This is a genomic window from Stenotrophomonas sp. 220_Sma (assembly GCF_056487375.1).
This window is the reverse complement of the sequence record NZ_CM151348.1, coordinates 1,860,271-1,887,073: the sequence shown is the minus strand read 5'-3', so window position 1 is coordinate 1,887,073 and position 26,803 is coordinate 1,860,271. Positions and strand designations below refer to the sequence as shown.

General features: G+C 66.1%; 28 protein-coding genes and 1 other RNA gene. 15 read left to right on the top strand and 14 right to left on the bottom strand.

Going from position 1 to position 26,803, the window contains the following annotated elements; translation table 11 throughout:
* Positions 1-195: 195 nt before the first annotated feature.
* Complete coding sequence (locus ACZLIB_RS08995) at positions 196-1,395, bottom strand: MFS transporter (RefSeq protein ID WP_107432372.1); 1,200 nt, start codon at positions 1,393-1,395, stop codon at positions 196-198.
* A 72-nt stretch (positions 1,396-1,467) separates the two neighbouring features.
* Between ACZLIB_RS08995 and ACZLIB_RS08990 the strand changes: the two genes are divergently transcribed.
* Positions 1,468-2,265: an AraC family transcriptional regulator gene (locus ACZLIB_RS08990; RefSeq protein WP_049463047.1), complete on the top strand. Its 798-nt coding sequence runs from the start codon at positions 1,468-1,470 to the stop codon at positions 2,263-2,265.
* Positions 2,266-2,325: 60 nt separating this feature from the next.
* Here ACZLIB_RS08990 and dnaJ read toward each other — a convergent pair whose 3' ends face one another.
* The 4 genes from dnaJ to hrcA form a co-directional block, all read right to left on the bottom strand.
* A complete protein-coding gene (dnaJ, locus tag ACZLIB_RS08985) occupies positions 2,326-3,450 on the bottom strand; it encodes a molecular chaperone DnaJ (RefSeq protein ID WP_032128292.1) in 1,125 nt (374 codons plus the stop codon).
* 154 nt (positions 3,451-3,604) lie between these two features.
* Positions 3,605-5,530, bottom strand: coding sequence for a molecular chaperone DnaK (dnaK, locus tag ACZLIB_RS08980; protein WP_032128291.1), 1,926 nt, complete (start codon positions 5,528-5,530; stop codon positions 3,605-3,607).
* Positions 5,531-5,712: 182 nt separating this feature from the next.
* Positions 5,713-6,228 (bottom strand): nucleotide exchange factor GrpE, encoded by a 516-nt coding sequence (grpE, locus tag ACZLIB_RS08975; RefSeq protein ID WP_032128290.1) that lies wholly within the window; start codon positions 6,226-6,228, stop codon positions 5,713-5,715.
* Positions 6,229-6,291: 63 nt separating this feature from the next.
* A complete protein-coding gene (hrcA, locus tag ACZLIB_RS08970; protein ID WP_107432375.1) occupies positions 6,292-7,356 on the bottom strand; it encodes a heat-inducible transcriptional repressor HrcA in 1,065 nt (354 codons plus the stop codon).
* 115 nt (positions 7,357-7,471) lie between these two features.
* On the opposite strand from hrcA, the gene recN reads away from it, so the two are divergent.
* Positions 7,472-9,133 (top strand): DNA repair protein RecN, encoded by a 1,662-nt coding sequence (gene recN / locus ACZLIB_RS08965; protein WP_478469628.1) that lies wholly within the window; start codon positions 7,472-7,474, stop codon positions 9,131-9,133.
* A gap of 121 nt (positions 9,134-9,254) precedes the next feature.
* On the opposite strand, the gene ACZLIB_RS08960 is transcribed toward recN, so the two are convergent.
* On the bottom strand, positions 9,255-10,172 hold the full coding sequence (locus tag ACZLIB_RS08960) for a LysR family transcriptional regulator (RefSeq protein WP_032128287.1): 918 nt from the start codon (positions 10,170-10,172) through the stop codon (positions 9,255-9,257).
* Between the two features lie 97 nt (positions 10,173-10,269).
* Between ACZLIB_RS08960 and ACZLIB_RS08955 the strand changes: the two genes are divergently transcribed.
* Positions 10,270-11,514, top strand: a complete 1,245-nt coding sequence (locus tag ACZLIB_RS08955) for an SGNH/GDSL hydrolase family protein (protein WP_478469627.1) — start codon at positions 10,270-10,272, stop codon at positions 11,512-11,514.
* A gap of 58 nt (positions 11,515-11,572) precedes the next feature.
* Here ACZLIB_RS08955 and fur read toward each other — a convergent pair whose 3' ends face one another.
* Positions 11,573-11,980 carry a ferric iron uptake transcriptional regulator gene (gene fur, locus ACZLIB_RS08950; RefSeq protein ID WP_005409235.1) on the bottom strand — a complete coding sequence of 136 codons (408 nt, stop codon included), beginning with the start codon at positions 11,978-11,980 and terminating at the stop codon, positions 11,573-11,575.
* Positions 11,981-12,083: 103 nt separating this feature from the next.
* Between fur and ACZLIB_RS08945 the strand changes: the two genes are divergently transcribed.
* Positions 12,084-12,476 (top strand): outer membrane protein assembly factor BamE, encoded by a 393-nt coding sequence (locus ACZLIB_RS08945; RefSeq protein ID WP_010484453.1) that lies wholly within the window; start codon positions 12,084-12,086, stop codon positions 12,474-12,476.
* A 36-nt stretch (positions 12,477-12,512) separates the two neighbouring features.
* Here the strand turns inward: ACZLIB_RS08945 and ACZLIB_RS08940 are convergent, their stop codons facing one another.
* Together ACZLIB_RS08940 and ACZLIB_RS08935 are read right to left on the bottom strand one after the other, a co-directional pair.
* A complete protein-coding gene (locus ACZLIB_RS08940) occupies positions 12,513-12,770 on the bottom strand; it encodes an RnfH family protein (protein ID WP_478469626.1) in 258 nt (85 codons plus the stop codon).
* A gap of 3 nt (positions 12,771-12,773) precedes the next feature.
* On the bottom strand, positions 12,774-13,199 hold the full coding sequence (locus ACZLIB_RS08935) for a type II toxin-antitoxin system RatA family toxin (RefSeq protein ID WP_478469624.1): 426 nt from the start codon (positions 13,197-13,199) through the stop codon (positions 12,774-12,776).
* A 57-nt stretch (positions 13,200-13,256) separates the two neighbouring features.
* Between ACZLIB_RS08935 and smpB the strand changes: the two genes are divergently transcribed.
* Positions 13,257-13,760 carry an SsrA-binding protein SmpB gene (gene smpB, locus ACZLIB_RS08930; protein WP_010484447.1) on the top strand — a complete coding sequence of 168 codons (504 nt, stop codon included), beginning with the start codon at positions 13,257-13,259 and terminating at the stop codon, positions 13,758-13,760.
* 101 nt (positions 13,761-13,861) lie between these two features.
* Here the strand turns inward: smpB and ACZLIB_RS08925 are convergent, their stop codons facing one another.
* Entirely contained in the window at positions 13,862-14,434 is a 573-nt protein-coding gene (locus ACZLIB_RS08925) for a hypothetical protein (protein ID WP_032128284.1), read from the bottom strand.
* A 141-nt stretch (positions 14,435-14,575) separates the two neighbouring features.
* Entirely contained in the window at positions 14,576-15,007 is a 432-nt protein-coding gene (locus tag ACZLIB_RS08920) for a GNAT family N-acetyltransferase (protein WP_478469622.1), read from the bottom strand.
* 511 nt (positions 15,008-15,518) lie between these two features.
* Here ACZLIB_RS08920 and ssrA point away from each other — a divergent pair.
* Both ssrA and ACZLIB_RS08910 read left to right on the top strand, forming a co-directional pair.
* Positions 15,519-15,911: a transfer-messenger RNA gene (gene ssrA, locus ACZLIB_RS08915) on the top strand.
* Positions 15,912-16,254: 343 nt separating this feature from the next.
* Entirely contained in the window at positions 16,255-17,760 is a 1,506-nt protein-coding gene (locus ACZLIB_RS08910; protein ID WP_223224726.1) for a S8 family serine peptidase, read from the top strand.
* A 48-nt stretch (positions 17,761-17,808) separates the two neighbouring features.
* Here the strand turns inward: ACZLIB_RS08910 and ACZLIB_RS08905 are convergent, their stop codons facing one another.
* Positions 17,809-19,242 carry an MFS transporter gene (locus ACZLIB_RS08905; RefSeq protein WP_478469621.1) on the bottom strand — a complete coding sequence of 478 codons (1,434 nt, stop codon included), beginning with the start codon at positions 19,240-19,242 and terminating at the stop codon, positions 17,809-17,811.
* A 108-nt stretch (positions 19,243-19,350) separates the two neighbouring features.
* On the opposite strand from ACZLIB_RS08905, the gene soxR reads away from it, so the two are divergent.
* Both soxR and ACZLIB_RS08895 read left to right on the top strand, forming a co-directional pair.
* Positions 19,351-19,821: a redox-sensitive transcriptional activator SoxR gene (gene soxR, locus ACZLIB_RS08900; RefSeq protein WP_071229468.1), complete on the top strand. Its 471-nt coding sequence runs from the start codon at positions 19,351-19,353 to the stop codon at positions 19,819-19,821.
* Between the two features lie 93 nt (positions 19,822-19,914).
* Complete coding sequence (locus ACZLIB_RS08895) at positions 19,915-20,400, top strand: hypothetical protein (protein ID WP_071229467.1); 486 nt, start codon at positions 19,915-19,917, stop codon at positions 20,398-20,400.
* A 14-nt stretch (positions 20,401-20,414) separates the two neighbouring features.
* On the opposite strand, the gene ACZLIB_RS08890 is transcribed toward ACZLIB_RS08895, so the two are convergent.
* A complete protein-coding gene (locus ACZLIB_RS08890) occupies positions 20,415-20,876 on the bottom strand; it encodes a methyltransferase family protein (protein WP_149909409.1) in 462 nt (153 codons plus the stop codon).
* A gap of 153 nt (positions 20,877-21,029) precedes the next feature.
* Here ACZLIB_RS08890 and ACZLIB_RS08885 point away from each other — a divergent pair, with 153 nt between their 5' ends.
* The 6 genes from ACZLIB_RS08885 (at position 21,030) to ACZLIB_RS08860 (ending at position 26,428) form a co-directional block, all read left to right on the top strand.
* Complete coding sequence (locus ACZLIB_RS08885) at positions 21,030-23,051, top strand: esterase/lipase family protein (protein ID WP_478469619.1); 2,022 nt, start codon at positions 21,030-21,032, stop codon at positions 23,049-23,051.
* 84 nt (positions 23,052-23,135) lie between these two features.
* Positions 23,136-24,008 (top strand): glyoxalase III HchA, encoded by an 873-nt coding sequence (gene hchA / locus ACZLIB_RS08880; protein ID WP_277778605.1) that lies wholly within the window; start codon positions 23,136-23,138, stop codon positions 24,006-24,008.
* A 5-nt stretch (positions 24,009-24,013) separates the two neighbouring features.
* The gene (locus ACZLIB_RS08875) at positions 24,014-24,718 is read left to right on the top strand and encodes a PA1136 family autoinducer-binding transcriptional regulator (protein WP_049423583.1); all 705 of its coding nucleotides are present in this window, start codon (positions 24,014-24,016) and stop codon (positions 24,716-24,718) included.
* Between the two features lie 87 nt (positions 24,719-24,805).
* Positions 24,806-25,039 (top strand): hypothetical protein, encoded by a 234-nt coding sequence (locus ACZLIB_RS08870; protein WP_032128272.1) that lies wholly within the window; start codon positions 24,806-24,808, stop codon positions 25,037-25,039.
* 135 nt (positions 25,040-25,174) lie between these two features.
* Positions 25,175-25,417: a hypothetical protein gene (locus tag ACZLIB_RS08865; RefSeq protein ID WP_049462602.1), complete on the top strand. Its 243-nt coding sequence runs from the start codon at positions 25,175-25,177 to the stop codon at positions 25,415-25,417.
* A 156-nt stretch (positions 25,418-25,573) separates the two neighbouring features.
* Positions 25,574-26,428 (top strand): endonuclease/exonuclease/phosphatase family protein, encoded by an 855-nt coding sequence (locus tag ACZLIB_RS08860; protein ID WP_478469617.1) that lies wholly within the window; start codon positions 25,574-25,576, stop codon positions 26,426-26,428.
* Between the two features lie 19 nt (positions 26,429-26,447).
* Here the strand turns inward: ACZLIB_RS08860 and ACZLIB_RS08855 are convergent, their stop codons facing one another.
* Complete coding sequence (locus ACZLIB_RS08855) at positions 26,448-26,711, bottom strand: hypothetical protein (RefSeq protein ID WP_049423576.1); 264 nt, start codon at positions 26,709-26,711, stop codon at positions 26,448-26,450.
* Between the last annotated feature and the right edge of the window lie 92 nt (positions 26,712-26,803).

Sequence of the window (26,803 nt, the reverse complement as noted above, 5' to 3'; positions counted from 1 at the left end):
GGTCCGGTTGAGGGGGCGTGAGCGCCATGGATGGCGCGACCGAGGCTACAGGGACGTATTTACGCCGTCCCCCTCAACCGGACCCACCCCGCCAACCCACGGAAAGCCAGCTTTTGAATTTGACGTTGCCGTTGCCGTTGACGTTGCCTTGGCTTCAGCAGGTGCAGGGCTGCAAGCCCTGCAAACCCCACCCCCTCAGTGAGCAGCAGGCCGCGACGGTGGCAGCCACGCCGCCACGACGCCCAGCAGCGGCAGGAACGCGGTCAACTGGTAGACGTACTCGATGCTGGTCTTGTCCGCCAGCAGGCCCAGCACAGCAGCGCCCAGCCCTCCCATGCCGAATGCGAAACCAAAGAACAGGCCGGACACCATGCCGATGCGGTGCGGCATCATTTCCTGCGCGTACACCACGATCGCCGAGAACGCCGAGGACAGCACGAAGCCGATCAGCACCGCCAGCACGGTCGTCCACAGCAGATCAGCATGCGGCAGCATCAGCGCGAACGGGGCCACGCCCAGGATCGAGGTCCAGATGATCGGCTTGCGGCCAATGCGGTCACCCAGCGGGCCACCAAGGAAGCCGCCGGCGGCGGACGCCACCAGGAACGCGAACAGATGCAGCTGGGCCTGCGCCACCGGAATGCCGAAGTGGTGGATCAGGTAGAAGGTGAAGTAGCTGCCGATGCTGGCCATGTAGAAGTACTTGCTGAAGATCAGCACCAGCAGGATCGCCAGTACCTTGGCCACGGTGCGCGGCGGATGCCGCGGCGCCATCGCAGCCGTGCTGACCGGTCGTGGCGTGCCCAGATGCAACGCGTACCAGCGGCCGACATAGGTCAGCAGAGCGATGCCGATCAGAGCGGCGCCGGCAAACCACGATGCGGCGTGCTGGCCATACGGCACGATCACTGCGGCAGCGATCAACGGGCCCAGCGCTGTTCCGAAATTGCCACCCACCTGGAACACCGACTGCGCGAAGCCGTGACGGCCGCCCGAGGCCAGTCGCGCGATGCGCGAGGCTTCCGGATGGAAGATGGCCGAGCCAATACCGACCATCGCCGCCGCCATCAGCACCACCGCGTAGTTCGGTGCGAAGCCGAGCAGCAGCATGCCGCACAGGGTCGAGGCCATGCCGATCGGCAGCGAGTACGGGGCTGGGCGACGGTCGGTGGCCATGCCGATCAACGGCTGGAAGATCGAGGCGGTGAGCTGGTAGGTCAGCGTGATCAGGCCGATCTGGGTGAAGCTGAGATTGAAGCCGCCCTTGATCACCGGATAGATGGCCAGGATCAGCGACTGCATCATGTCGTTGACGACATGCGAGGTGGAAATGGCGGCCAGCACGCCGGGGGCCACCGGGCGTGAGGTCGTTGCGGGAGAAGCCAGGGTCGACATGGACACAGTCAGGTTGGGGGCGAGCCACGCATGCTACGGTGGCCTCCCCCTCCCTTCTGCCGCGTTCGGGTCATGGCATATCGCAAAAAGGACACTCCCTGCCCGGTCCGCGAGACTGCGCCGTGGAACGAGGTTCCGGTGCACCGCCCGGTGACCTGCCGCGCCCGCCACTACAAACCCGGCACCCACATCGCGCCCCACCGGCATCGCCGTCACCAGCTGGTGTTCGCCATGTCCGGACTGATGGTGGTGCGTGCGGACGGCGGCCGCTGGGTGGTGCCCTCGACCCGCGCGATCTGGGTGCCGGCCGGCATGGCCCATGCGGTGGACTGCATCGCTGAGGTGCATATGCGCAGCCTGTATGTCGAACCGGACTTCGCGCCGCAGCTGCCGGACGAGGCGTTCGCGGTACAGGTAGCGCCGTTGCTGCGCGAGCTGCTGCTCGCCGCCAGCCTGATCGAGACCGCGCATGTGGATGACAGCCGCGACGGCCGCGTGGTGCGCCTGCTGCTGGACGAGCTGCACCGCATGGACGTGCTGCCGCTACACCTGCCCTCGCCCTCCGACCCGCGCCTGCAGCGGATCTGCCAGCACATCCAGAAACATCCCGGCGACGACGCCACCCTGCAGGACTGGGCGCAGGCGCTGCAGGTGGACGTGAAAACCATCCAGCGCCATTTCGCCAGCGAACTGGGCATGACCTTCGGGCAGTGGCGGCAGCAAGCACGGCTGCTGGCCGCCCTGGAGCGACTGGCGGTCGGCGACAAGGTCATCGATGTCGCGCTGGCGATGGGCTACGACAGCCCCAGCGCGTTCACCAGCATGTTCAAGCGGCAGCTGGGGCAGACGCCGGCGGCGTTTTTCCGTTGACCGCATACGACAACGCCGGGCATGGCCCGGCGCTATCGTTCATCGCTTCCGTCGAAAAACTCAGGACGTCATCCGGTCCCAGAAACCCTTCACGCCATCCATGAAGGTGGCCGACTTCGGCGAATGCTTGCGCGCTTCCTCACCGACGAAGGTGGCTTCGAACTGCTCCAGCAGCTTGCGCTGTTCGTTGGTGAGGTTGACCGGGGTCTCCACCACCACACGGCAGTACAGGTCGCCTTCGCTGCGGCTGCGCACCGAACGCACGCCCTTGCCACGCAGGCGGAACAGCTTGCCGGTCTGGGTCTCGGCCGGAATGCGGATCTCCGCTTCGCCGCCCAGGGTGGCCACGCGCACGGTGTCACCCAGTGCCGCCTGCGAGATGCGGATCGGCACTTCGCAGTGCAGGTCGTCGCCATCGCGCTGGAAGATCGCATGCTCGCGCACGCGCACTTCCACGTACAGGTCGCCCGGCGGCGTACCGGCCGGGCCGGCCTCGCCTTCGCCCTGCAGGCGGATGCGGTCGCCGGTATCGACGCCCGCCGGCACCTTCACCGACAGCACCTTGTCTTCCTCGACACGGCCATTGCCGTGGCAGGTCTTGCAGGGCTTGGCAATGATCTGGCCGCGGCCGCCGCAGTTGTGGCAGGCCTGCTGCATGGCGAAGATGCCGCGTTGGATGCGCACCTGGCCGCGGCCATGACACACATTGCAGGTCTCGACCTTGCCGTCTTCGGAGCCACTGCCATCGCAGTCGCCGCACTCGGCCAGGGTCGGGATCTCGATGCGGCGCTCGACGCCGCGCACGGCCTCTTCCAGGTCCAGTTCCATCACGTAGCCGATGTCGGCGCCACGACGGGCCTGGCGCGGACCACCGCCGCCACCGCCAAAGATGTTGCCGAAGATATCGCCGAAGATATCGTTCATGTCCGGGCCGCCCGGACCGCCTCCGCCCATGCCGTGCTCGAACGCGGCGTGGCCATGGCTGTCGTACATGCGGCGCTTGTTGCCGTCGGACAGCACTTCGTAGGCTTCCTTGCACTCCTTGAAGGAGGCTTCGGCCGCCGCATCACCCGGGTTGCGGTCCGGGTGGAACTTCATCGCGCAGCGACGGTAGGCCTTCTTCAGCTCTTCGTCGTTGGCGGTGCGGGCAACGCCCAGCACTTCGTAGTAATCGCGCTTGCTCATATCGTGAATCGGGTTCCGGAAAGTCGGGATTCGTCAAAGCGGAAGAGCGGAACCAGGTCCGCTCTTGCGTCGGGCGCCCCGACACGCCGGTGGGCGGTCAGGACCCTGATGCGACAACGGGACGCTGATGGCCAGCGTCCCGTGTCGGTCCGGATCAGGACTTCTTGTCGTCCTTGACTTCGGTGAACTCGGCGTCCACCACGTCATCCTGCGGCTTGCCCGCATTGCCAGCGTCGGCACCCGGGGCGGCACCGCCCTGGTCGGCCGAAGCGGCGGCGAACAGCGACTGGCCGGCTTCTTCCAGTGCCTTCGACTTGGCTTCGATCTGTGCCTTGTCGTCACCCTTCATCGCGGTTTCCAGGTCGGCCAGCGCCGCCTCGACCTTGCCGATGACATCGCCGCCGACCTTGCTGCCGTGCTCGGTGATGGCGCTGCGGGTGCCGTGGATCAGGGCGTCGGCCTGGTTGCGGGCCTGCACCAGCTCCTGGAACTTCTTGTCTTCTTCGCGGTTGGCTTCCGCGTCGGCGACCATGCGTGCGATCTCCTCCTCGGACAGGCCCGAACCGGCCTTGATCTCGACCTTCTGTTCCTTGTTGGTCTTCTTGTCCTTGGCCGACACGTGCAGGATGCCGTTGGCGTCGATGTCGAAGGACACTTCCACCTGCGGCAGGCCGCGCGGGGCCGGCTCGATGCCGGACAGGTCGAACTTGGCCAGCGACTTGTTGAAGCGGGCCTGTTCGCGCTCACCCTGCAGCACGTGCACGGTCACGGCCGACTGGTTGTCCTCGGCGGTGGAGAACACCTGCGAGGCCTTGGTCGGGATGGTGGTGTTCTTCTCGATGATCTTGGTGAACACGCCGCCCATGGTCTCGATGCCCAGCGACAGCGGGGTCACGTCCAGCAGCAGCACGTCCTTGACGTCGCCGCCCAGCACGCCGCCCTGGATCGCAGCACCCAGTGCCACGGCCTCGTCCGGGTTGACGTCCTTGCGCGGTTCCTTGCCGAAGAACTCGGTCACCGCCTGCTGCACCTTCGGCATGCGGGTCTGGCCACCGACCAGGATCACTTCGCTGATGTCGCTCGAACGCAGGCCGGCATCGTTCAGGGCGACGCGGCACGGCTCGATCGACTTCTTGATCAGGTCTTCCACCAGCGCTTCCAGCTTGGCGCGGGTCAGCTTGATGTTCAGGTGCTTCGGACCCGAGGCGTCAGCGGTGACGTACGGCAGGTTCACTTCGGTCTGCTGGGCGCTGGACAGCTCGATCTTGGCGCGCTCGGCGGCGTCCTTCAGGCGCTGCAGGGCCAGCGGATCCTTGCGCAGGTCGATGCCCTGGTCCTTGTTGAACTCTTCAACCAGGTACTCGATGACGCGGTTGTCGAAGTCTTCGCCGCCCAGGAAGGTGTCGCCGTTGGTGGCCAGCACTTCGAACTGCTTCTCGCCGTCGACGTTGGCGATCTCGATCACCGAGACGTCGAAGGTGCCGCCGCCCAGGTCGTACACCACGATCTTGCGATCCTTGTTGTCACCCTTGTCCAGGCCATAGGCCAGCGCAGCCGCAGTCGGCTCGTTGATGATGCGCTTGACGTCCAGGCCCGCAATGCGGCCGGCGTCCTTGGTCGCCTGGCGCTGGCTGTCGTTGAAGTAGGCCGGCACGGTGATGACCGCTTCGGTGACCTTCTCACCGAGGAAGTCCTCGGCGGTCTTCTTCATCTTTTCCAGCACCTTGGCCGAGATTTCCTGCGGGGCCATCTTCTTGCCGTCGCTGGTCGACACCCAGGCGTCGCCATTGTCATGGGCCAGGATGCCGTACGGGACGTGGGCGATGTCCTTCTGCACTTCGGCGTCGGTGAACTTGCGGCCGATCAGGCGCTTCACCGCATAGAAGGTGTTCTTCGGATTGGTCACGGCCTGGCGCTTGGCCGAGGCGCCGACCAGGACTTCGCCGTCCTTGGTGTAGGCGACGATCGACGGGGTGGTGCGATCGCCTTCCGAATTCTCGATGACGCGGGCCTTGCCGCCGTCCATGATCGCCACGCACGAGTTGGTGGTGCCGAGGTCGATACCAATGATCTTGCCCATGGGGGAGACTCCTGAGGATGCTTGTTGGGGTCAGTCCGGCCGCTCGGCCGGTGGATGAATACGATGTGGGGGAGGCTCGTGGAACATTCAAGCCACCTCCCGAACGCTGTGTTCAGCGCCTGGAAAACCTTGCCAGGCATGGCCTGGCACGACCGCGACCGGGCATGGCCCGGCCCGGCCGATCAATCGGCGGCCACCACCACCAGCGCCGGCCGCAGCAGGCGCTCGTTGAGCAGGTAGCCCTTCTGGAACACGGTCACCACGCTGCCCGGGGCGGCGCCCGGGGTCGGCACCTGGCTGATCGCCTGGTGGTGTTCCGGGTTGAACGGCTGGCCGATCGGGTCCAGCAGGACCAGGCCGTTGTCGGCAGCGACCTTCAGCAGCTGCTTGTAGGTCAGCTCCAGGCCTTCGCGCAGCGGATGCGGGTCGTCGCCGGCGGCCTTCAGGCCGGCATCCAGGCTGTCGAATACCGGCAGCAGCTCGCCAAGCAGCTTCTCGTTGGCGAACTTGCGGGCCTGCTCGATGTCACGGGCAACACGCTTGCGCTGGTTCTCGAGGTCGGCGCGCTCACGCAGCGCATCGGCCTTGATCTGCTCGACTTCGGCGCGCAGGCGCTCCACTTCGTCGTTGACGCCGGCGGCGGCGGCCGCATCGGCGGCAGTCTGCTGGGATTCGATATCTGGATGTTCGTGGTTCATGTCTGGGTCCCTGGCGGTCAATCTCCGCCTCCACCCACCCTAGTGTGGGCGGGATGCTGCGTTTCAAGCGTCGGATGTTCCGGGAGTGCGCCCGGCCGGTGAAAAGGCCGCGCCGAGCACATCGGCAGTGGCCTGGACCAGCGGAATCATGCGGTCGTAGGCCATCCGCTTGGGGCCGATCACGCCCAGCACGCCCAGTACCTGGCCATTGGCGGTGTACGGGGCGGTGACCAGCGAGACCCCCTGCAGCGGCATCATCCCGGTCTCTTCGCCGATGAAGATGCGCACGCCTGGGGCCTGGATGGTCCGCTCCAGCAGCTGCAGGATCTCGCGCTTGCTGGAGAACAGCTCGAACAGTTCGCGCAGGCGCTCCAGGTCGGACAGGTCCTGCACCCCCATCAGGCGGGTCTGGCCGGCCACCAGCATGTCGTCGGCGGCCGGCTGCAGGGCCTGCTCGGCCAGTTCGATGCTGTGCGCCAGCAGCTGCTCCAGCTCGGAACGGGCATCGCGCAGCTCCAGCAGCAGGCGGGTGCGGATCTCGGCCATCGGCAGGCCGGCGAAATGCGCATTGAGGTAGTTGGCCACCTGCTCCAGCTGGCCCGGCGCGAACTCCTGCCGGGTCTCGATGACGCGGTTCTGCACCTCGTTGTCGGCGAACACCAGGATCGCCAGCACCCGGCGCCCGTCCAGCGCCACGAAATCGATCTGTCGGAAGGCGAACTGCTCGCGCCGTGGCGCGCTGACCACGCCGACGAAGTGACTCATCGCCGACAGCAGCTCCGAGGCGCTGCCGAGCAGGGCCTGGGTGCTGCCGCCGCTGGCCAGCTCCTGGCGCAACCGGGCCAGCTCGCCCTCGCCCGGCGGCTGCATCTGCAGCAGGCTGTCGACGAACACCCGATAGCCATGCGCGGTCGGGATGCGCCCGGCCGAGGTGTGCGGCGAGGCCAGCAGCCCCAGGTCTTCCAGGTCGCCGAGGATGTTGCGGATGGTGGCCGGGCTGACCTCCAGGCCGGCCACGCGCGCCAGCGTCTGCGAGCCGACCGGCTCACCGTCCTGGATGTAACGCGCAATCAGCGTGCGCAGCAGATGGCGCGCACGCGGGGCAAGCTGGTCGGGAGAACCGTGCATGGAATCAACCTGTGAGACACGGACACTAGATAATGGCGGCGCATCACCTTGGCAAGTCATTGGACCTCCCTCGCCCGCGTGCTAGCGTTGCGCGGCTGCTGATACCCCCTTACCCATGCTCAGACATCTTTCGATCAAGGATTTTGCCGTCGTCCGCGCCACCGAACTGGAGTTCGGGCCAGGCATGACCGTGGTTTCAGGCGAGACCGGCGCCGGCAAGTCGCTGATGGTCGACGCGCTGGGCTTCCTGTCCGGCCTGCGCGCCGACAGTGGCGTGGTCCGCCACGGCGCCGCCCGCGCCGAGCTTTCGGCCGAATTCGCGCTGGACCAGCTGCAGGCCGCGCGCCAATGGCTGGCCGACAACGAGCTGGACGACGAGGAACAATGCCAGCTGCGCCGCGTGATCCGTGCCGACGGCGGTTCGCGGGCGTGGATCAATGGCCGTCCGGTGACCCTGGCCCAGCTGGGCGACCTGGCCTCGTTGCTGGTGGAGATCCACGGCCAGCACGAACAGCAGGCCCTGCTGACGCGCCCGTCGCAGCTGGCCCTGCTGGATGCCTATGCCAGCAACGAGAACGAGCGCCGCCAGGTGCGCCGCGCCGCCGCGGCCTGGCAGGCTCTGGTCGATGAATCGCTGGCGCTGTCGCAACAGGGCGACGTCAGTGACCGGATCGGCTTCCTGGAGCACCAGCTGCGCGAACTGGACCGCGAAGATCTGGAACCGGAGTCGATCGTCGCACTCGGTGCCAGCCACCGCCGCCAGGCCCATGCCAGCGCCCTGCTGAGCGCCTGCCAGGCGGCCAGCAACCAGCTCAATGGCGACGACGGCAGTTCCGCGCTGGACCTGCTGCAGCAGGTGCGCCACGAGCTGTCGCGCCTGATCGAACACGACCCGCGCCTGGGCGAGGTGGACGGTCTGATCGAGAACGCCTCGATCCAGCTGCACGAAGCCCTGTCGCTGCTGGACCGCGTGCACGACGACCTTGATGCCGACCCGGAGCAGTTCGAGGAGAACGAGCGTCGCCTCGGCCGCCTGCACGACCTGGCCCGCAAGCACCGCGTGCCGATGGACGAGCTGGGCGCGCAGCGCGAGCGCATGCATGCCGAAGTGGAACAGCTGCGCGGCGCCGACGAACGCCTGCAGCGCCTGTCCGGCGAGATCGACAAAGCCGCCGCCGCCTGGCGCATACAGGCCGAGGTGCTGACCGCCAGCCGTCGCAGCGCCGCTGCCGAACTGTCGGCCACCACCACCGGCATCATCGCCGAGCTGGGCATGGGCGGTGGCCAGTTCCTGATCGAACTGGAACCGCAGGACGCCGGCAAGCCCGACCCGCAGGGTGCCGAACGCGTGGAGTTCCTGGTGGCGGCCAACGCCGGCCAGCCACCGCGCGCCCTGCGCAAGGTGGCCTCGGGCGGTGAACTGTCGCGCATTTCGCTGGCCATCGAAGTGGCCGCGCTGGACCTGGATGCAGTACCGACCATGGTGTTCGACGAAGTCGACTCCGGCATCGGTGGCGCGGTGGCGGACATCGTCGGCCAGAAGCTGCGCGCCCTTGGCGAGAAGCGCCAGGTGCTGTGCGTGACCCACCTGCCGCAGGTCGCCTCCAAGGGCCACGCGCATTACCGGGTCAGCAAGGCGCCGGTGGAAGGCATGACCCAGAGCGCGGTGGAAAAGCTGGACAGCAAGGCGCGCGAGGAAGAGCTGGCGCGCATGCTGGGCGGCGTGGAAGTGAGCAAGGAAGCGCGCGCCGCCGCCCGCAAGCTGCTGCAGGTCTGAGGCCTGTTCGCGGTTATCCACGCATGGCGTGGATCTACAACGCGCGAGGTAGTGCCGGCCGCTGGCCGGCAACCCAACACAGGTGAACGAAGATCATGAGGTTGCCGGCCAGCGGCCGGCACTACCCCTGTGGCCGCGCCAGATCCACCGTTTCCACCAGAAAATCAAGGAACGCGCGCACCCGCAGCGGCAGGTAGCCACCCTGCCCCAGGAACACCGCGTGCACCTCTTCCAGGTCACCGGGATTGGCCTCTTCCAGCACCGGCAGCAGGCGTCCGGCGGCGATGTCCTCCTGCACCTGGTAGGTCGCCAGCCGCGCCATGCCCAACCCGCCCAGCACCAGCTGCCGCAGCGCGTTGCCGTTGCTGGCGCGGGCATTGCCACTGGGCAGCACCATCCGCTCGCGTCCGTCCTGCAGCAGCGGCCAGCCCTGCATCGCACGCGCATGGCCGATGTCCAGACGGTTGTGCGACATCAGCTCCTCAGCGTTGCGCGGCAGTCCATGCCGCTGCGCGTAGGCTGGCGCGGCCACGATCATCATCCGCGTCGCACCCAGCCGTCGCGCCACCAGGCTGGAACTCTTCAGCGGGCCGGCCCGCACCGCCACGTCGGTGCGCTGCTCAAGCAGGTCGATCACCTCGTCGTTCAAGGTCAGATCCACCCCCACCTGCGGATTGCGCTCCAGGAATGCCGGCAGCAGCGGCAACAGGAAATGCTGGCCGAACGGCACGTTGGAATTGACCCGCAGGCGTCCGCGCGGCTCGGCATGGGCGCTGGCGCAGCGCTCGGCCTCCTCCAGGTCGGCCAGCACGCGCAGGCCGCGCTCGTAGAACGCGCAGCCTTCCGGGGTCAGCTGCAGCTGGCGGGTGGAGCGCTGCAGCAGGCGCGTACCCAGCCGTTGCTCCAGCCGGGCCACCAGCTTGCTGACTGCCGACGGCGTCATGTCCAGGGTGCGGGCGGCGGCAGAGAAGCCACCGGTCTCGATCACCCGCACGAACACTTCCAGTTCGCCGGATCGGTTGATGTCGGGTCGCGCCATGGCGATGAATCCAGTTCACAGATGATTATCCATGCGCAGTCTAGTTCACAGATCGACGGAGAATCACCATGGCCCTCCCTCCTCCCGGGATTGCCCGATGAACCGCCTCAGCCAGCTCACCGCGACCGCCTTGATCGCCCTATCCAGCGCAGCCAGTGCCGCCCCGGCCCCGCACTGGGTCGCCAGCTGGCAGGCCAGCCCGCAACCGGTCTGGGGCGCCGAATTCCTGTTCCCGACCCTGGTCCCGGCCACGCTGCAGGACCAGACCTTCCGCCAGACCGCTCGCATCAGCCTGGGCGGGCCCCGGCTGCGGGTGCGGCTGAGCAATGCCTACGGCACCCAGCCACTGCGGATCGGGGCGGCCAGCGTGGCCGCACACGCCGGTGCCACCCCGCAGCCGCTCAGCTTCGACGGCCAGCCCGGCGTATCGATCGAGCCCGGTCAGGAACGGCTGAGCGATCCACTAGCGGTGGCCACGGATGACCGCCAGGCGTTGCAGATCATTGTCTTTGTGCCGGGACCTACTCCAGTCCAGACGTTCCACTGGGAGGGTCGGCAGACCAGTTGGATTGCGCCCGGCGACCAGAGCCTGGCCCAGGCTCTGAGCGGGGCCAGCAGCACCACTGCCCGCCTGTTCCTGGCCGGCATCGAGGTCGAGGCCGCTGCCAGCGCACGCAGCGTGGTGGTGATCGGCGACTCGATTACCGATGGCGCCACCGCCAGCCTCGATCAGGACCAGCGCTGGACCGACCATCTGGCGGCGCGTCTGGCACCGCGGGGCGTTGCCGTGGTCAACGCCGGTATTTCCGGGGGGCGGCTGCTGCGCGATGGCATGGGCGAATCCGCCCTGGCCCGCTTCCGGCGTGACGTGCTGGATCAACCAGGCGTGATCAGCGTAGTCGTGCTGATCGGCATCAATGACATCAGCTGGCCCGGCACCGCCTTCGCCCGGAACCAGGCCCGGCCCACGCTGGCCGAACTGCAGGCGGGGTATCGCACCCTGGCCGAGCAGGCCCATCGGCGGGGTCTACGCATCCTCGGCGCCACCCTGACGCCGTTCGCCGGCGCCCTGCCCGGCACGCCGCTGGACGACTACTACCAGCCGGAGAAGGAAGCACTGCGCCAACAGCTCAATGCCTGGCTGCGCAGCGACAGCCCGTTCGATGCGGTGATCGACCTGGATGCGGCGCTGCGCGACCCGGCCGATCCGTCACGGATGGCCGCCGCCTACGACTCCGGCGACCACCTGCATCCGGGCGATGCGGGTAACCGGGCCATGGCCGAGGCGGTGGATCTGGAGGTGTTGATGGGGCCCCTCACACATGGCGTGGATCTGCCGTAAGCAACGAAAAACCCCGGGCAGGCCCGGGGTTTCGTCGCATCCAGCTGGCTGGAACGGCTTACTTGCGCTTCTTGCGCACGTACAGCACCAGCGAATGCTCTTCCAGCTCGTAGCCGTGGTCGGCCGCGATCTTGCGCTGCAGCTCCTCGATCTCGTGGCTTTCGAACTCGATGATCTTGCCGCTGTCCACGTCGACCATGTGGTCGTGGTGGCCGCCACGGTCCAGCTCGTAGACGGCCTGGCCGCCTTCGAAATTGTGCTTGAGCACGAGGCCGGCGGCCTCGAACTGGGTCAGCACCCGGTAGACCGTCGCCAGGCCGATCTCGTCGCCATGCTCGAGCAGCTGGCGGTAGATGTCTTCGGCGGTCATGTGGTGCTGGGCATTGCGCTGTTCAAGCAGCGCCAGGATCCGCATCCGTGGATGGGTCACCTTCAGGCCGACTTTTCGCAGGTCGTGGGTTTCCATAGGTCTCCGTTCATTGGCGATTTAGCGCCAGCTGCCTCGGATTGGGTCGCGGTGGCACGCCGGGAGTGTATCATCGGTTTGATTTCCCCAACCGCCAGTCCCGATGCGCAATCTCCTGTTGGTCGCCGCCGTCGCCCTGTCCACCACCGGGTGCGGCATCATCTACAAGCAACCCATCTATCAGGGCAACCTGATCCGGGAAGATGCCGTGGCCAAGCTGCAGGTCGGGCAGAGCAAGCAGCAGGTCACTGCGCTGCTGGGCACCCCGTCCATTCCGGACCCGTTCCACGCCCAGCGCTGGGACTACACCTCCAGCCAGCGCGTGAACCGCCTGGGCCGTACCGAGGTGAAGAACTTCACCGTGTTCTTCGACAATGACAACGTGACCCGCTGGGAAGGCGATTACTTCCCGGGTAACGACAAGGCCCTGGCCCAGCAGACCGTGCGCCAGTTCGGCCGCAATCTGCCGAAGGACAAGAAGAAGAAGGGTCGCTGACGCCCCCTGCCCGTCCTCGCGGACGGGCGACAGGAATCAACCGCCGAGCGCGCGACGCCGGCGGTTGTCCTTGGGGTCGGCCTGCAACGGGCGTAGCAGCTCGATGCGGTCGCCATCCAGCAGCACCTGCTGCGGGCGCGCCAGCAGCCCATGCACGGCCGCCGCCGGGCAGTCGGCACTGCCGTCCAGCGCAGCAGCGGCAATGGCCTCGGCCACCGTCGCGCCCTCGTCCAGCTGCAACCGGCGCGAAAGCACCCGCTGCGGCCAGGCCAGCACCACCTCGACCTCGATCATCGCTCAGGCCTCGTCGGCAACGCGGATGAAGTCGTTGACCATGCGGTCGGCCAGGCTCTGGAAGCCCAACGCCAGCGCCGGACCGAGCAGGCGTGAACTGGGCTCGAAGTCCAGGCTCAGGGTGACCTTGCAGGCATCTTCGGCCAGCGCATGGAACTCCCAGCGGCCGTGCAGCTGCTTGAACGGGCCGTCGCGCAGCTGCATATCGATGCTGTGCGGGCGCTGCAGGGTGTTTTCAGTCTGGAACCAGGTGCTGAACGAGCCCAGGCCCAGGTCCAGGCGTGCTACCAGCCGGTCCTCGCCCTGCTCCAGGATCTGGGCAGCCGAACACCAGCGGAAACGGCGCGGATAGGCCTGGACATCATTGACCAGGTCGAACATGCGCGCGGCCGAATGTTCGACCAGGGCGCTGCGGCGGATAGTAGGCATGAATACAGGACGTTTCGGCAATCGACCGGGCGGACCCGAATCGGAGACAATACGGAAATGAGCAAGAACAGCGGCAAGGATAAAGCAAAGAGCGCGACGGCCAACAAAACCATCGCGTTGAACAAGCGTGCCCGCCACGAGTACCACATCGAAGACCGCTTCGAAGCCGGCCTGGCCCTGCAGGGCTGGGAGGTGAAATCGATCCGTGCTGGCCGCGGCAACATCGTCGATGCCTACGCCTACGTGAAGGATGGTGAGATCTTCCTGATCGGCGCGCAGATCACTCCGTTGATCCAGGCCTCGACCCATGTCGTGGCCAACGACCGGCGCGATCGCAAGCTGCTGCTGCACCGGAGCGAGATCGACAAGCTGGTCGGCAAGGTCGAGCGCGATGGCTACACGATCGTGCCCACCGCGATGTACTGGAGCAAGAACAAGATCAAGCTCGAAGTCGCGCTGGCCAAGGGCAAGCAGACCCACGACAAGCGCGATGCCGCCAAGGACCGCGACTGGGCGATCGAGAAGCAGCGCGTGATGCGTCGCGGCAACCGCGACGCGTAAGGCGTCTGCGAACGACCATGTAGAGTCGAGCCATGCTCGACTGCTTTACGGTATTTGTGGAACGCCGAAGTCGAGCATGGCCCGACTCTGCAAAAGGCGGGTCACCCCGCCAGCATGCCCTGCCTGCGCATCCGCGGCGACAGCGCCGCGTGCATCACCGCCAGGTGCATCACTACCGCCAGCTCCGGTGCGTAACGGTCATCGCCCAAGCGCCACTGTTGGGCCAGGTTCGCGGCATCAGCCGGCAGCAACGCCAGCAACTGCGCGTCGTCCAGTGCATCGGCCGCGCCCTGCAGCTGGCGCGCCATCTGTCGCGACTGCCAGACATGCACACCGATGCTGAGGCTGGCCAGCGACATCAGGACCACGGCCAGCCCGTGCTCAAACCACTGCGACAGCACCTCCGGCCCCCACAGCAGGGCAGCCAGCACCGCCAGGCCCGGCAGGCGCCACCCCAGCCAATGGATGCGGCCGCGCTGCGACCAGTGCACCACCACCGCGCTGGCGACCAGTGCCGCAGCTGCCGTGGCCGGCAACTCCGTCACCCAGGTGGCCGCCAGCAGCACCGCCAGCACCGCCCAGACCCAGCCCGGCGGCAACGCACGCCGCTGGTAGTCGGCACCGACCGGCCCGATCAGCTGCCGCAGGCTGCGTTGTTGGCTTGCATCGGTCACCCATGGTCTCCGTGTCTGTCCTGGCTCGGATGGTCATCGCCAGTGTGTCGCAAATTCGTGCCCACGAAGTTAGCAATCCGCTATGACAGACGCTCTACAACAAGTTGCGGATTGACAGGACGCGCGGCTCGCCCGCAGCGCTCACCCCACCGACAGATCCTTGCTGAGGAACACCCTGCATGTGCCGGCCGGATCGCATGGCACCCGGCCGAACACGACCCATCCATGCTTCACATAGAAGTCGGGCGCCTGGAAGCTGAGGGTGTACAGCACGCCGGAACGGCAACCGCGACGCCGCGCTTCGTCCTCTGCGGCCTTCAGCACACGCGACCCCAGCCCGTTGCCGCGATGGGCCGCTGGCAGATGGAACAGATCCACGAACCACAGGCCCAGTGAGGTTCGCCCGGTAAGGCCCCCCACCACCTCGCCACTGGCCGGATCGGTGACCAGCACCGCCAGTGTGCGCCGATCGGCGTAACCGGCAGCGTCAAGATTGAACTGATCCAAGCCAGCGCCAATCACCTCCAGCGCTTCGTCGCTGGGTTCATCTGTAACTGCAACGTCCAGCGTCATGGCGTCCTTCCACTGGCTCAACTTCAGGAATCTGGATGCTATCAAGCCTGATCGCACCTACGCCGGCCCACTTCAGCGTTTGGCGCTATTGCGGCCCGTCTTGAGCACAGACCGATGCCACTGCCTTCAACAACGGATCGGCCTGCAGCCCTGGTGCAGGACCCGTTGCCGGAAACGCTGCCGCGAGGGCCTTCGCCGCACGATCTGCGTGTGGCTGGATGCACCAGGACGATTCAGCCGACAGCATGCCACCGCGCACCTCTTGCCCGATCCGATACTGTCCCCAGTTGCCGGGGCTGACGGAAATGGCCATGAGGCCCCCCCGTGGAGTGGTACCGGAAATTCGAGCACGGCGTCCCAAGGGATCGCAACGTGCCAAACAGCTGGGGGCCGGACGCTCACTCGCGTGACTGTTCAGGAAGATTGCCGTAAGATCCGTCTCGTTGGGCAGGGTCAGTGTCAGCTTTTATGACGGCATTGGCCGCAAAGCCTTGCAATGCTTGAAGAAACCGGGGGTGCATTGGTTTCGACGGGGGTTGTGAAGTCGCCTGGCGCATGCCGAGGGGGTAGCTTTCCTCGTAAATCCAGCTGCAAAACTCTAGTTGCCAACGACGACAACTACGCTCCGGTCGCTCTCGCAGCCTAAAAACTGCGGTGCGTGACCTTCTGCCGACTTAGGCGGAGCCTCGAAACTGCTTGTGTCCATGCTCGCAGCGTAGAGTCATTATCATGGAATCGCGCTGGGCGGCTGCCTGTCAGTCCGGCACTAGAACACAACAGGCTGGTTCCCGGGTGCGCTTTGCACACCGTGCTGCTCGGGGATGAGATTCAACGGTGAGCTAAGCATGTAGTGCTGGGGATGGAGTGCCTTCGGACGGCGGTTCAATTCCGCCCACCTCCACCAACGAACGGTCCGTCAAGGACCGGAGAAGCCCGGAAATTCCACCAACGTGGGTTTCCGGGCTTTTTTATTGGCTGCTCTACGCCGCTGCGAAGTTCGACGCCGCGGCGCAATCGCGGTCCGATGCCGTCAAGCAATGTCGGCAACCGCCATCTTCTCTCGCTTTCGACATCACTAAACCACTTCAGAAATTTCCCACCCTCTCCTTGGGGGGGATGTGTCCGCGAAGCCGTTCGTCCTTGGTCGCCATCAAAAGGAGACCACGGGACACCTGCACCCTTCACATCCAAGCCGAGCCCGAAGGGCACGGCCTGTTCGACACATCTTCCACAAAGGAACTGTATCCATGCGTACGTCGCTTCGGGTTTCCCTTGCCAGCGCCATCACCCTGGTCCTGGCCAGCGCCCCCGCCTTCGCCCAACCCACCGAACGGGTATGGACGCGAGGCATGGCCAGCAACGAGCAGTACAGCAGTTTCATCGTCAAGTACCGGGACGGCAGCAGCAAGCGCGTCTCCGCCACCACCGCGCAGGATGCGCTGAAGAAGCGCCTCGGCGTCCAGCAGCGCAGCAAGCGTTCGATCGGCAACGCACCGCCAGCAGCCGCGTCCGTAACCCATCAACGCCGCATGGGCGGCGGGGCCGACGTGGTCACCACGGACAAGCCACTGGACCTCCCGGAAGCGCAGATCCTGATGCAGCGCATCGCCGACGATCCGGATGTGGAGTACGTGCAGCCGAACTACATGATGAGCGCATTCGCCACACCGAACGACCCACGCTACGGCGAGCAGTGGCACTACAGCAATCCGACCAGTGGTGCGCGCCTGCCCGGCGCGTGGGATCGCTCCACTGGCCAGGGCGTGGTGGTGGCTGTGGTCGATTCGGGCTACCTCAACAACAACGACCTGCAGGCCAACCTGCTGCCGGGCTACGACATGATCTCGTCGACCCGTCCGTTCAGTGATTGGCAGTGCATCATCGGCGGAATGAATCCCGGCTGTGGCGGATCCGACGATGGCGATGGACGCGACGCCGATGCCTTCGATGCCTCGGGCATCGCACACGGCACCCACGTCGCCGGAACGGTCGCTGCGGTGACCAACAACCAGATCGGAGTGGCCGGCGTGGCCTACAACGCGAAGGTCGTGCCGGTACGCGTACTCGGCAACCAGGGCAATGGCGGTTCCGCCGACATCATCGATGGCATGCTCTGGAGTGCCGGTATCAACGTGCCCAACGTCCCGGCCAATGCGAACCCGGCCGAAGTCATCAATCTCAGCCTGGGCGGCCGCCGCGCCTGCTCGCCGGCCGAGCAGGATGCAATCGACGACATCACCGCGCAGGGCACGATCGTGGTGGTCGCCGCCGGCAACAGCAATCTGGATGTGTCCGAGTTTGCTCCGGCGAACTGCAAGGGCGTGATCGCCGTGGCTGCCAACGATCAGGGCGGGCGACGCGCGTTCTACTCCAACTATGGCGCAGGCATCCATATCACCGCACCCGGTGGTGAAACCTGGTCCTGCCGCGCGTCCGTCGGCGAGTTCCTGCCGCTGGCCACGCCGCCTAGCCAGGCCAACTGCGCCCCGACCCGTCAGCATCCGGCGCAGGGCATCCTGTCCACGGTGGGTAACAACGCCTTCGACTTCATGTCCGGCACCTCGATGGCGGCGCCTCACGTCGCTGGCATCGTCGCGCTGATGCAAGCGGTGGCGCCGGTGCCAAAGACCACCGACCAGGTCAAGGACATCCTGCGTCGCACTGCGCACCCGATCGCCGCAGCGAACTGCCCGGGTGGCTGCGGGCCAGGCATCATTGACGCGGCCGAAGCCGTGAAGGCAGCCAGCAACTGATGGCATGGCGCAGCGGCCCGGCAAGGTCGCTGCGCCCTCCTCCGTTGCTCAGTTCACGTCCGCCGGAAAGCGGCATCGCTTCACCAGCAGCATGCCCAGCATCGGCGCCAGCGCGAAGGTGGCAAACAGCCACCGGGCCGCACGCGCGGTTCCCTCGGCCCCGCCCGGCTCGATCAGTCCCGCTGCATTGGCGACCATCCCGGCAAGCGCTGCCCCGGCCGCGGTGGCGAACAGCTGGACGGTGGTGATCGACGCACCGGCGCGCTCCTGCTCCTCCGGCGGTGCAGAGGTCAGAACGCGTGTCAGCAGGTGGGGCCAAGCCAGGCCCACGCCAATCCCGATGACGGCCAGCGCCACGCAGATCGGCATCATCTGCAACCACGTACCGCTGCCGGCAGCCGGCACCCACAGCACCAGCCCGATCATGCCCAGCCATCCCAGCGCCGGGCCGATCATCAACGCCCGGTCAACGCCGCGCCCGCTGAAGCCGGAGCCGACCAACGACCCGAGCGTCCAACCGGCCGCCATCAGCGCCGCGAGGTAGCCCGCAGCAAGCGGTGATTGCTGATGCAGCACCTGCAGGAACAGTGGCACGAAGACCTCGCCGCTGGTGATCATCACCACCAGCAGCGACATCAGCCCATACAACCCGGCCAGCCGCGAGCGGAGCCGGAGAGCGCCGGAAGGAAGCAGCGTCTGCTTCGCTCGGGACTCGATCCTCATCAGCACCACTGCGAGGAACACGGCCATCACGATGCCGATGAAATTGTTGACTGCGCTCGAGGATGTACTGCCAAGGGAGACGCTGATGACGGCCAGGGTCAGCAGCAGGATCTGCAGCCACGGGACCGAAGACCTGGCCGCAGCTGAAGACGGTGCCTCCCTCTGCGGAAGGACGTTCGACGCCAGCAGCGCGAACAACACGGCAACCGCGGTGACCGACCAGAATGCGGCCCGCCATACGCCCCATTCGGCGAAGACGCCGCCCACCGCAGGTCCGATCAACGTCGCCACGCCCCACATCCCCGAAACCAGGGCCATCGCGCGGGGCCAGAGCGGCTCTTCGAACGCGAGCCGGATCATGGCGTAGGCCAGTGCGAACAGGAAGCCGCCGCCGACACCCTGCACCAGCCGCCCCACCAGCATCATCGGCATCGAGGTCGCGAGCGCGCAGATCACGGCACCGGCTGCGAAGATGAGCGTCGCCAGTGCATAGCTTCCACGAGGCCCGGCACGTTCAAGCAGCTTGATCGACAGTGCCGACCCCAGTATGGACGCGACCACGAAGAGCGTGGTGTTCCATGCGTAGAGATCCAGGCCACCGATGTCCTCCACCACGGTTGGCAACATGGTGGTGGCGATGTAGACGTTGACCGCATGCAGTGCGACCCCGCCCGCCAGGGCAAGTGAGCGCACTGCATTGCGGCCGGACAGGAGATCGCCCCAGCGGGTGCCGGGGACGGCGATGCCTTGCTGTTCCATTTTCGTTCAAACCTATGATTCATGACCTGCAGCCCAGGGTTCACATGCAGGAAAGAGGGAACTGCCTTATAAAACCTCATGTATTGATGAGGTCAAGGAACCCCGGCCATGAAGATCGATGTCAGCGTTCCGCTTTCCGTGGGCGAAGTCGCGCGTCGCAGCGGGGTCAGCATTGCCACCGTGCACTTCTATGAAGCCAAGGGACTGATCCATGGCTGGCGCAACAACGGCAACCAGCGCCGCTACCGCCGCGACGTGCTGCGGCGCATTGCCGTGATCAAGGTCGCACAGCGGGCGGGCGTTCCTTTGGCCACGATCAAGATCGCGCTGGATGATCTTCCAGCCGAACGGGCGCCCAGTTCGAAGGACTGGGCAAGGCTGTCCAGCAACTGGCGCGACATGCTGAACGAGCGCATCCGCAGCCTGGTCCAGCTGCGCGACCAGCTTGACGGCTGCATCGGCTGTGGTTGCCTGTCACTGAAGGACTGTCCGTTGCGAAACCCTGGCGACCAGTTGTCACAACGCGGCGACGGCGCCGTCTTGCTTGAATCGGACGACGGCAACCGGAATGGGTCATGATCCATTGCTGCACGCGGCACTGACTGGAACATCGCACAATGAGGCGGCATCCTCCGTCCGTGTTGCTGCCCACTATCTACAGAAGGACCTGCGATGAGAACCGTGATCATCACCTCTGCCCTGCTCCTGGCTGCTTGTGCCGCGACCCCGGCTGCGCACGCGGCTGCACCCGCCATCGCGCCGCCCGGCACCGCAACACTCGAAGCCCTGCTGGCCTGCAAGGCAGGCTCGACCTTCAGCGAAGCCGAGGCCATCGATGCCCTGCAGGCAGCCGGCCTGGCCAGAAAGCCTGGCGGCACGTTCGAGCCGGAAACCACGCCGGTCGCCCTGTTCGGCGGTACCGTCACCCATGCCGACGTGAATGTCGCCGAGGGCGAGAAGAGCATCTTCGTCTACTTGAACGGTGTCGACCCCAAGCGCCTGGCCAAGACCTGGTCGGTGACCACGGTCAACGAATACGCCAACACCGAAGCACCGTCCTACGTGAAGCGCATCGACAAGCACCACACCCTGCACGTGATTGCCGGTGACGATTACGAAGGTTATTCCGCTGCCGTGAAATGCCAGATCACACCGTGACGGCCTGACCCGCGCTAGAGCCAGCGCCGTACGCGCTGGCGGAAGGCTGCGTATGCCTCCGGAAAGCGGGCCGACAGTGCCCGCTCTTCCGGCATGATCTGCCATCGGCTGATGTACAGCACGAACAGCGGCACGGCCAGCAGTGCGGTCAGATTCTGCAGGTACAGCATGGCACCTGCCAGGACAGTGGCCTGGCCCAGGTACATCGGGTTGCGCGTGTAGCGGTACACGCCGTGCGTGACCAGCACGCTCGACGTCGCTGGCCGCAGGGGGTTGACCGTGGTGCCCACGCGCCGGAAGGCCAGCTTCGGCAGCAGGTTCAATACCACGCCGAAGGCCATCACCAGACCCGCAAGCACCTCCGGCACGGGTAGCTGCAGCGCCCCGCCCGGCTGCCATCGGCTGCCCATGTAGCCGATGGCGGCGCACAACAGCATCACAAGAGGCGGAGGAACACGGGTCTCAAGCCATCGCATCGCAGCCCCGCATTCATCCTGTTCACCCCAGTGTCACACGGAAATGCCTGAATCGCCCGGTTGGCGGCATTTCGGCACTCCAAACCGACCGCCCGGTATCTTCCGCTTTGACATGCCGACCGCTAGAGTGGCGCCACCGCGCAGGAGGATCGTATGGCAACCACGGGCTTGGGCTTCATCGGCCGCACGACCCTCATCATCACCGTGCTGCTCACTCTGGGCGGCTGCGCGACGTTGCGCCAGTTCGGGCCGTCGGTGCAGGTGGCCTCGGTCACCCCCGGCCAGTACATCGCCCTGAAACGCGGCGACATCCTGACCACCGGCAAGCTCAGTTCGGCCACCATGGAGACGCTGCGCGTCGCCGGCCTCGACGAAGGCGTCTGCGCCAAGCCAGGCCTGCCCTGCATCGAGGCCATGGAAGGCAGCATCGTGGTGCGCGAGGAGGACAAGCGCTCAAGCCTGGCCGAGCTGTGGCTGCAGTATGCGATGACCTTGCCCGCGCCCAAGCGCGAGTACTCCACGTCAGGCCGCGCCAAGAGCGCGATCACCGAACTGGATGCGGACTTCCAGCCGCGCCTGGACGCGTGGATGCAGGTCGCGCGGCAGGCCTACGCCTACCTGTTCTTCACCGAGCGCACGGCCAACCAGCGCGGTTTCGAAGACCGCCAGACCCAGGTGCGCGACTACTACAACCTGGCCGTGCAGGAAGCCTCGGTACAGTTGTACAACGCCTATGCCACCGGGCGCGTGCATGGTGAAGCCAGCCACTTCCAGCTGGGCCGCTGGACGTTCGTGCTGGCGCCGTCGGGCCAAGCATCACCGCTGGATACGCGTACGCCCACCGAACTGGTACCGGCAGCCTCGCTGTCGTTCACCGGCACGCTGCGCAGCGTGCATCGCCGCGATGGCTTCGGTGCCGAACTGGTGGCCGTGATGGATGATCCCGCCGCCACTACGGCCACCACGCCGCCGGCCACCACAGCCGCCGCGCAGGCCACCATGCCCATCACGCAGAGCTGGAGCGAGATGCCGTCGCCATCGATGACGGTGCTGCTGCGCTTCTCCGGAAAGAACCTGTGGGAAGTACTGCACGACGACGAGCCGGAACTGGAGATCCACGATCCCTACCAGGTCACGGAAGTCACCCTGCATGGGCAGCAGGTGCCATTGGCCGCGAACTTCACCGCAGGCTACGCACTGTGGCTGGCGCGCTCCAATTTCAGCCACCAATCGCTGCGTTCGCTGTTCGGTGGCAAGGGCGGCATCGACACGCCGCATCTGTACATGATGCAGCCCTACGACCCGAACCGCCGCGTGCTGCTGATGATCCATGGCCTGGCCAGCAGCCCGGAAGCCTGGGTCAACGTCGCCAACGAGCTGATGCGCGACGACGAGATCCGCCAGGACTTCCAGGTCTGGCAGTTCTACTACCCGACCAACATGCCCATCGCGATGAGCCACGATGCGATGCGCCACACGCTGGATGAGGTGTTCAAGCACTTCGACCCCAGCGGCAAGGCGCAGGCCTCGCATGACATGGTGCTGGTCGGGCACAGCATGGGTGGGGTGATCTCACGGCTGATGGTGTCTTCTTCCGGCGACCACCTGGTAGAGACCCTGCTGGCGACCGCACAGATGACGCCTGCGCAGCAGGAGCTGCTGCGCACCAAGGGCGCGCCGGTGCTGACCTTCCTGCCGGAACCGGAAGTATCTCGCGTGGTATTCATTGCCACGCCGCACCGCGGTACCGATGTGGCGAGCACCCGCCTCGGCCGCTGGATCGGCCGCCTGGTACGGCTGCCACTGACCGTCCTGGAGGACGTGGCCACCATCGCCAACGACGGCAAGATCGATCGCAACGACGGCAAGCACGGCTACCAGATGAACAGCATCCAGAACCTGGACAAGGACGATCCCTTCGTGCGCGCCGTGGCCGACCTGCCGATGGCACCGAAGGTGCGTTACCACTCGATCATCGCGCGCGCCAAGGCAGATGGTCCGCTGGAAAAGACCGACGACGGGCTGGTGCCCTACTGGAGCTCGCACCTTCCGCACGCGGATTCGGAGAAGGTGATCGTGTCCGGGCACAGCGTGCAGGAAGCCACGCCGGCCATCGTCGAACTGCGGCGGATCCTGCATGAAGACATGCAACAGCACGGCGCCGTGGTGAAATAGCAGGGGGCGAATGAGGGGAAAACCCTCATCGCCTGTACGCATCCGCCCTTCTATGCTGGCTCCACTACCCCACTGGAGGTCCGCATGAACACGCAAGAGCCCAGCCGCCACCCCAGCCCCGATCCGGCCGAGCGCGACGCCTTCTTCCCGTCGCCGTACTCGCTGTCACAGTTCACATCGGCGAAGAGCGACCTGTCCGGCGCCGACTATCCCGACGCTCGCCGCGATGGCCGCTGGAAGGTGCTGATGATCGCTGCGGACGAACGCTATCTGCCCACCGCAAACGGCCACCTGTTCTCCACCGGCAACCATCCGGTGGAAACCCTGCTGCCGATGTACCACCTGGACAAGGCCGGCTTCGACATCGATGTGGCGACGCTGTCCGGCAACGCCGCCAAGTTCGAGTGGTGGGCGTTCCCGCATGAGGACAAGGAGATCGGCGGACTGTACGACCGCTACGAAGCCCGCTTCCGCCAGCCACTGCCGTTGGATGAGGTGGTGGCAGGCCTCGATGCCGCGTCGGACTATGCAGCCGTGTTCATTCCCGGTGGCCACGGCGCCCTCATCGGACTGCCGCAGAGTCGCGCGGTAAAGGCGGCCCTGCACTGGGCGATGGCCGAGCAACGTCACATCATCACCCTCTGCCACGGCCCGGCCGCATTGCTGGCCGCAGGCGTTGACGAGTCCGACGGTGGTTCGCTGTTCCGCGGCTACCGCATCTGTGCCTTCCCCGATGCGATGGACCGGCAAACGCCGGAGATCGGCTACATGCCCGGGCAGCTGCCGTGGTTCTTCGGTGAGCGCCTGGCGCAGCAGGGCGTGCAGATCGTCAACGACGGCATCGATGGCAGCGTGCTGCAGGACCGCCTGTTACTGACCGGCGACAGCCCGCTGGCCGGCAATGCGCTGGGCAGGCTGGCCGCGCGCACGCTGCTCGACGCATTGGCCGGGCGCTGACTGGCGTGAGCGATCTGGTGCAGGCGTTGCTGGAACTGGAACGCGCCCGCTCACTGAGTGCGGTGGGCGCGGTACTACGCGGCATCTCTGCACCGCTGGGCTACGACCGCGTGCTGGTGTTCGCCACCGGCACGGGGTTGGAACGCGGTACCCAGCGCGTGTACTGGATCGAGGGCGACTGGTTCGGCGACGGCAGCACTACCGACCTCGCGCGCTACCTGCACGCCTGTCCGGTCAATCGCCACGTTCTGGACAGTGACGCGCCGTTCTTCTGGAGCAAGCGCCAGGGCGTTCGCGGCGAACGCTATCAGGTGGTAAAGCAGCCACGTGGTGAAGGCCTGCACGGTCTGCAGGTGCCGGTGTTCGGCACCACAGGGCTGGAAGGCGCGATCAGTTTTGCGGGGACAGCGATCGATGCATCGGCCAGCGCGCGACTGCTGCTGGATGCTGCTGCAGCTGCAGCATTCCGTGCCGCACGCCGGCTTTCCGAGACGCCCACCGAGCTTTCCGGAAGTGCGTTGAGCACGCGCGAACGCGAGGTGCTGCGCTGGGTCGCCGCCGGCCGTCGCCAGGCGGAAATCGCGGCCACGCTGGGGCTTTCCGCCCGTACGGTGGAGAATCATCTGCGACGCGCGCGCCAGCGCCTGGGCGTGGCAACCACCGCGCAGGCGGTGCGTGCTGCCAGTCGGCGCGGCGAGATCGAGGACTGATCCGGGCAAGACACTTCCGGCGCTCTGGTTCGCGTGTTACACACGCCATGCGCATGTGCGCGATTGCAGAAAGCAAGGACGATGCTTATGAAACTGCAACTGGCCGCGATGGCCGCGTTGGTGATGGCAACGGCAACCCTGGCTCCGGTAGCGGACGCCAATGCCGGGGGACCGAAAGAAAATGTTTCGTGCGTGCCGGTGAAAGTGGACCACAACCGGGTCCACCAGCACTGCACTGAAACCTACACCGATGAATTCGGCAACGTGTACGAAGCCGAGTACTGGATCGACGAGTACGGCAACCCTTACCTGCGCGACTGAGCCGGCAGGGGACTGCGCCGGGCCGCCCGCCGGGCCGGCGCGCATGCAGCGGCTGCCACTCGGGCGCATGCTCTACCCGGGGGTAGTTGCACGACACCGCGCAGATGCGCGATTGCAGACACAAGGATGATGCCCATGAAACTGCACCTGGCCTCGATGGCCGCACTGATGTTTGCCGTGGGAGCTCTCTCCACGCCGTCCCAGGCCACCGCCGGCGGTGGTGGCGGTGGTCCGGAGAACACGAACTGCGTCCGGGTCAAGATGGGGCCCTATTACCATCAACGTTGCGAAGTGACGTACTTCGACGAGGACGGCACTCCCTACATCCAGGTGTACTGGATTGACCAGAATGGCCAGTGGTACCTGCCCGCCGACTAAACACCCATGACCCCCTGATCGCGCCCGCGCGATCCGCCGGGCGGGACCTTCACCGCCCGCCCGGCATCTTCCATCCGCCCATCCCGGCATATCGCCGACCCCACCGTCCATGGCATGCTTCATGAAACCGTTTTCATGGAATGGAGGGATTCCACGATGTTGTCGCGTTTCCGTCGCCCTGCGCTGTGTGCGCTGCTGGCGCTTGCTCTGCCTGCCGTCGCCTGGGCTGCTGCGCCGGCGCCACTGAAAGTGATGTCGTTCAATGTCCGTACCCCGGCCGATACCGAACCGGGCAAGCGCTGGCCGGACCGTCGCGATGCCATGGTCAAGGTCATCCTCGATGCACACCCGGCCGTGATCGGCACGCAGGAGCTGGTGAAGGAACAGGCCGACTTCCTGTCCGGGCATCTGCCCGGCTACCGCTGGTTCGGTGAAGGCCGCCGCGGTGGCAGCGGCGATGAACACATGGGCGTGTTCTACGACAGCAAGGTGCTGGCCATCGAGGAATCCGGCAACTTCTGGTTATCCGATACGCCCGAAGTACCCGGCAGCATCACCTGGGGCAACCTGTACCCGCGCATGGTCACCTGGGCCCTGTTCCGGCGCCTGGACGATGGCCGCCGTTTCTACTTCATGAATACCCACCTGCCCTACCGCGACGAGGACGAACCGCGCAGGGTGAAGGGTGCCGAGCTGATCGGCAAGCGCCTGCAAGCCCTGCCTGCCGACCTGCCGGTGGTCCTGACCGGTGACTTCAACAGCGAGCCCGGCGGTGACACCTACAAGGCATTCACCCGCCTGCTGCAGGACACACGCACGCAGGTGAATGCACCGCAGGGACCACGCCTGACCTTCCACGACTTCACCGGCAAGGCCACCGTGCAGCTGGACTGGGTGCTGGTGCGCGGCTTCCATGCCCGCAGTTTCCTCACCGATGACCGCCGCATCGACGGCGTGCTGCCGTCGGATCACTTCCCGCTGGTGGTCGAGCTGGACTGGCCGAAGCACTGAATCTCCGCGGCCGCCGTGGCTACCGCGGCGGCTGCCGCGACAACAGCCGGTACAACGCCAGGTGCTGGTTGCGCGCCTGGCAGATGCGGGCGCCGACAGCAAGGAACACGGCAACGCCGATCAGGCCCAGCCCCAGCATCGGATCAGGCAGTCGCAGGAAACCGATCGCAGCGGCCATCGTCGCCAGCACCAGCAGCACAACGACCGCCACCGAAAGGCCCGCGCCGGGTGGCCCCGGGTCGCCAAACAGCATGCGCTGGGTATCCCGCCTGTCATCACTCATCGTCTTTACTCCCTGGAATCTGCCCCCACTAGTTACACGGCGGACACGGCTTCCGGCAGAGTCAGAAACGTCACGACTGTGACAACGTCCAC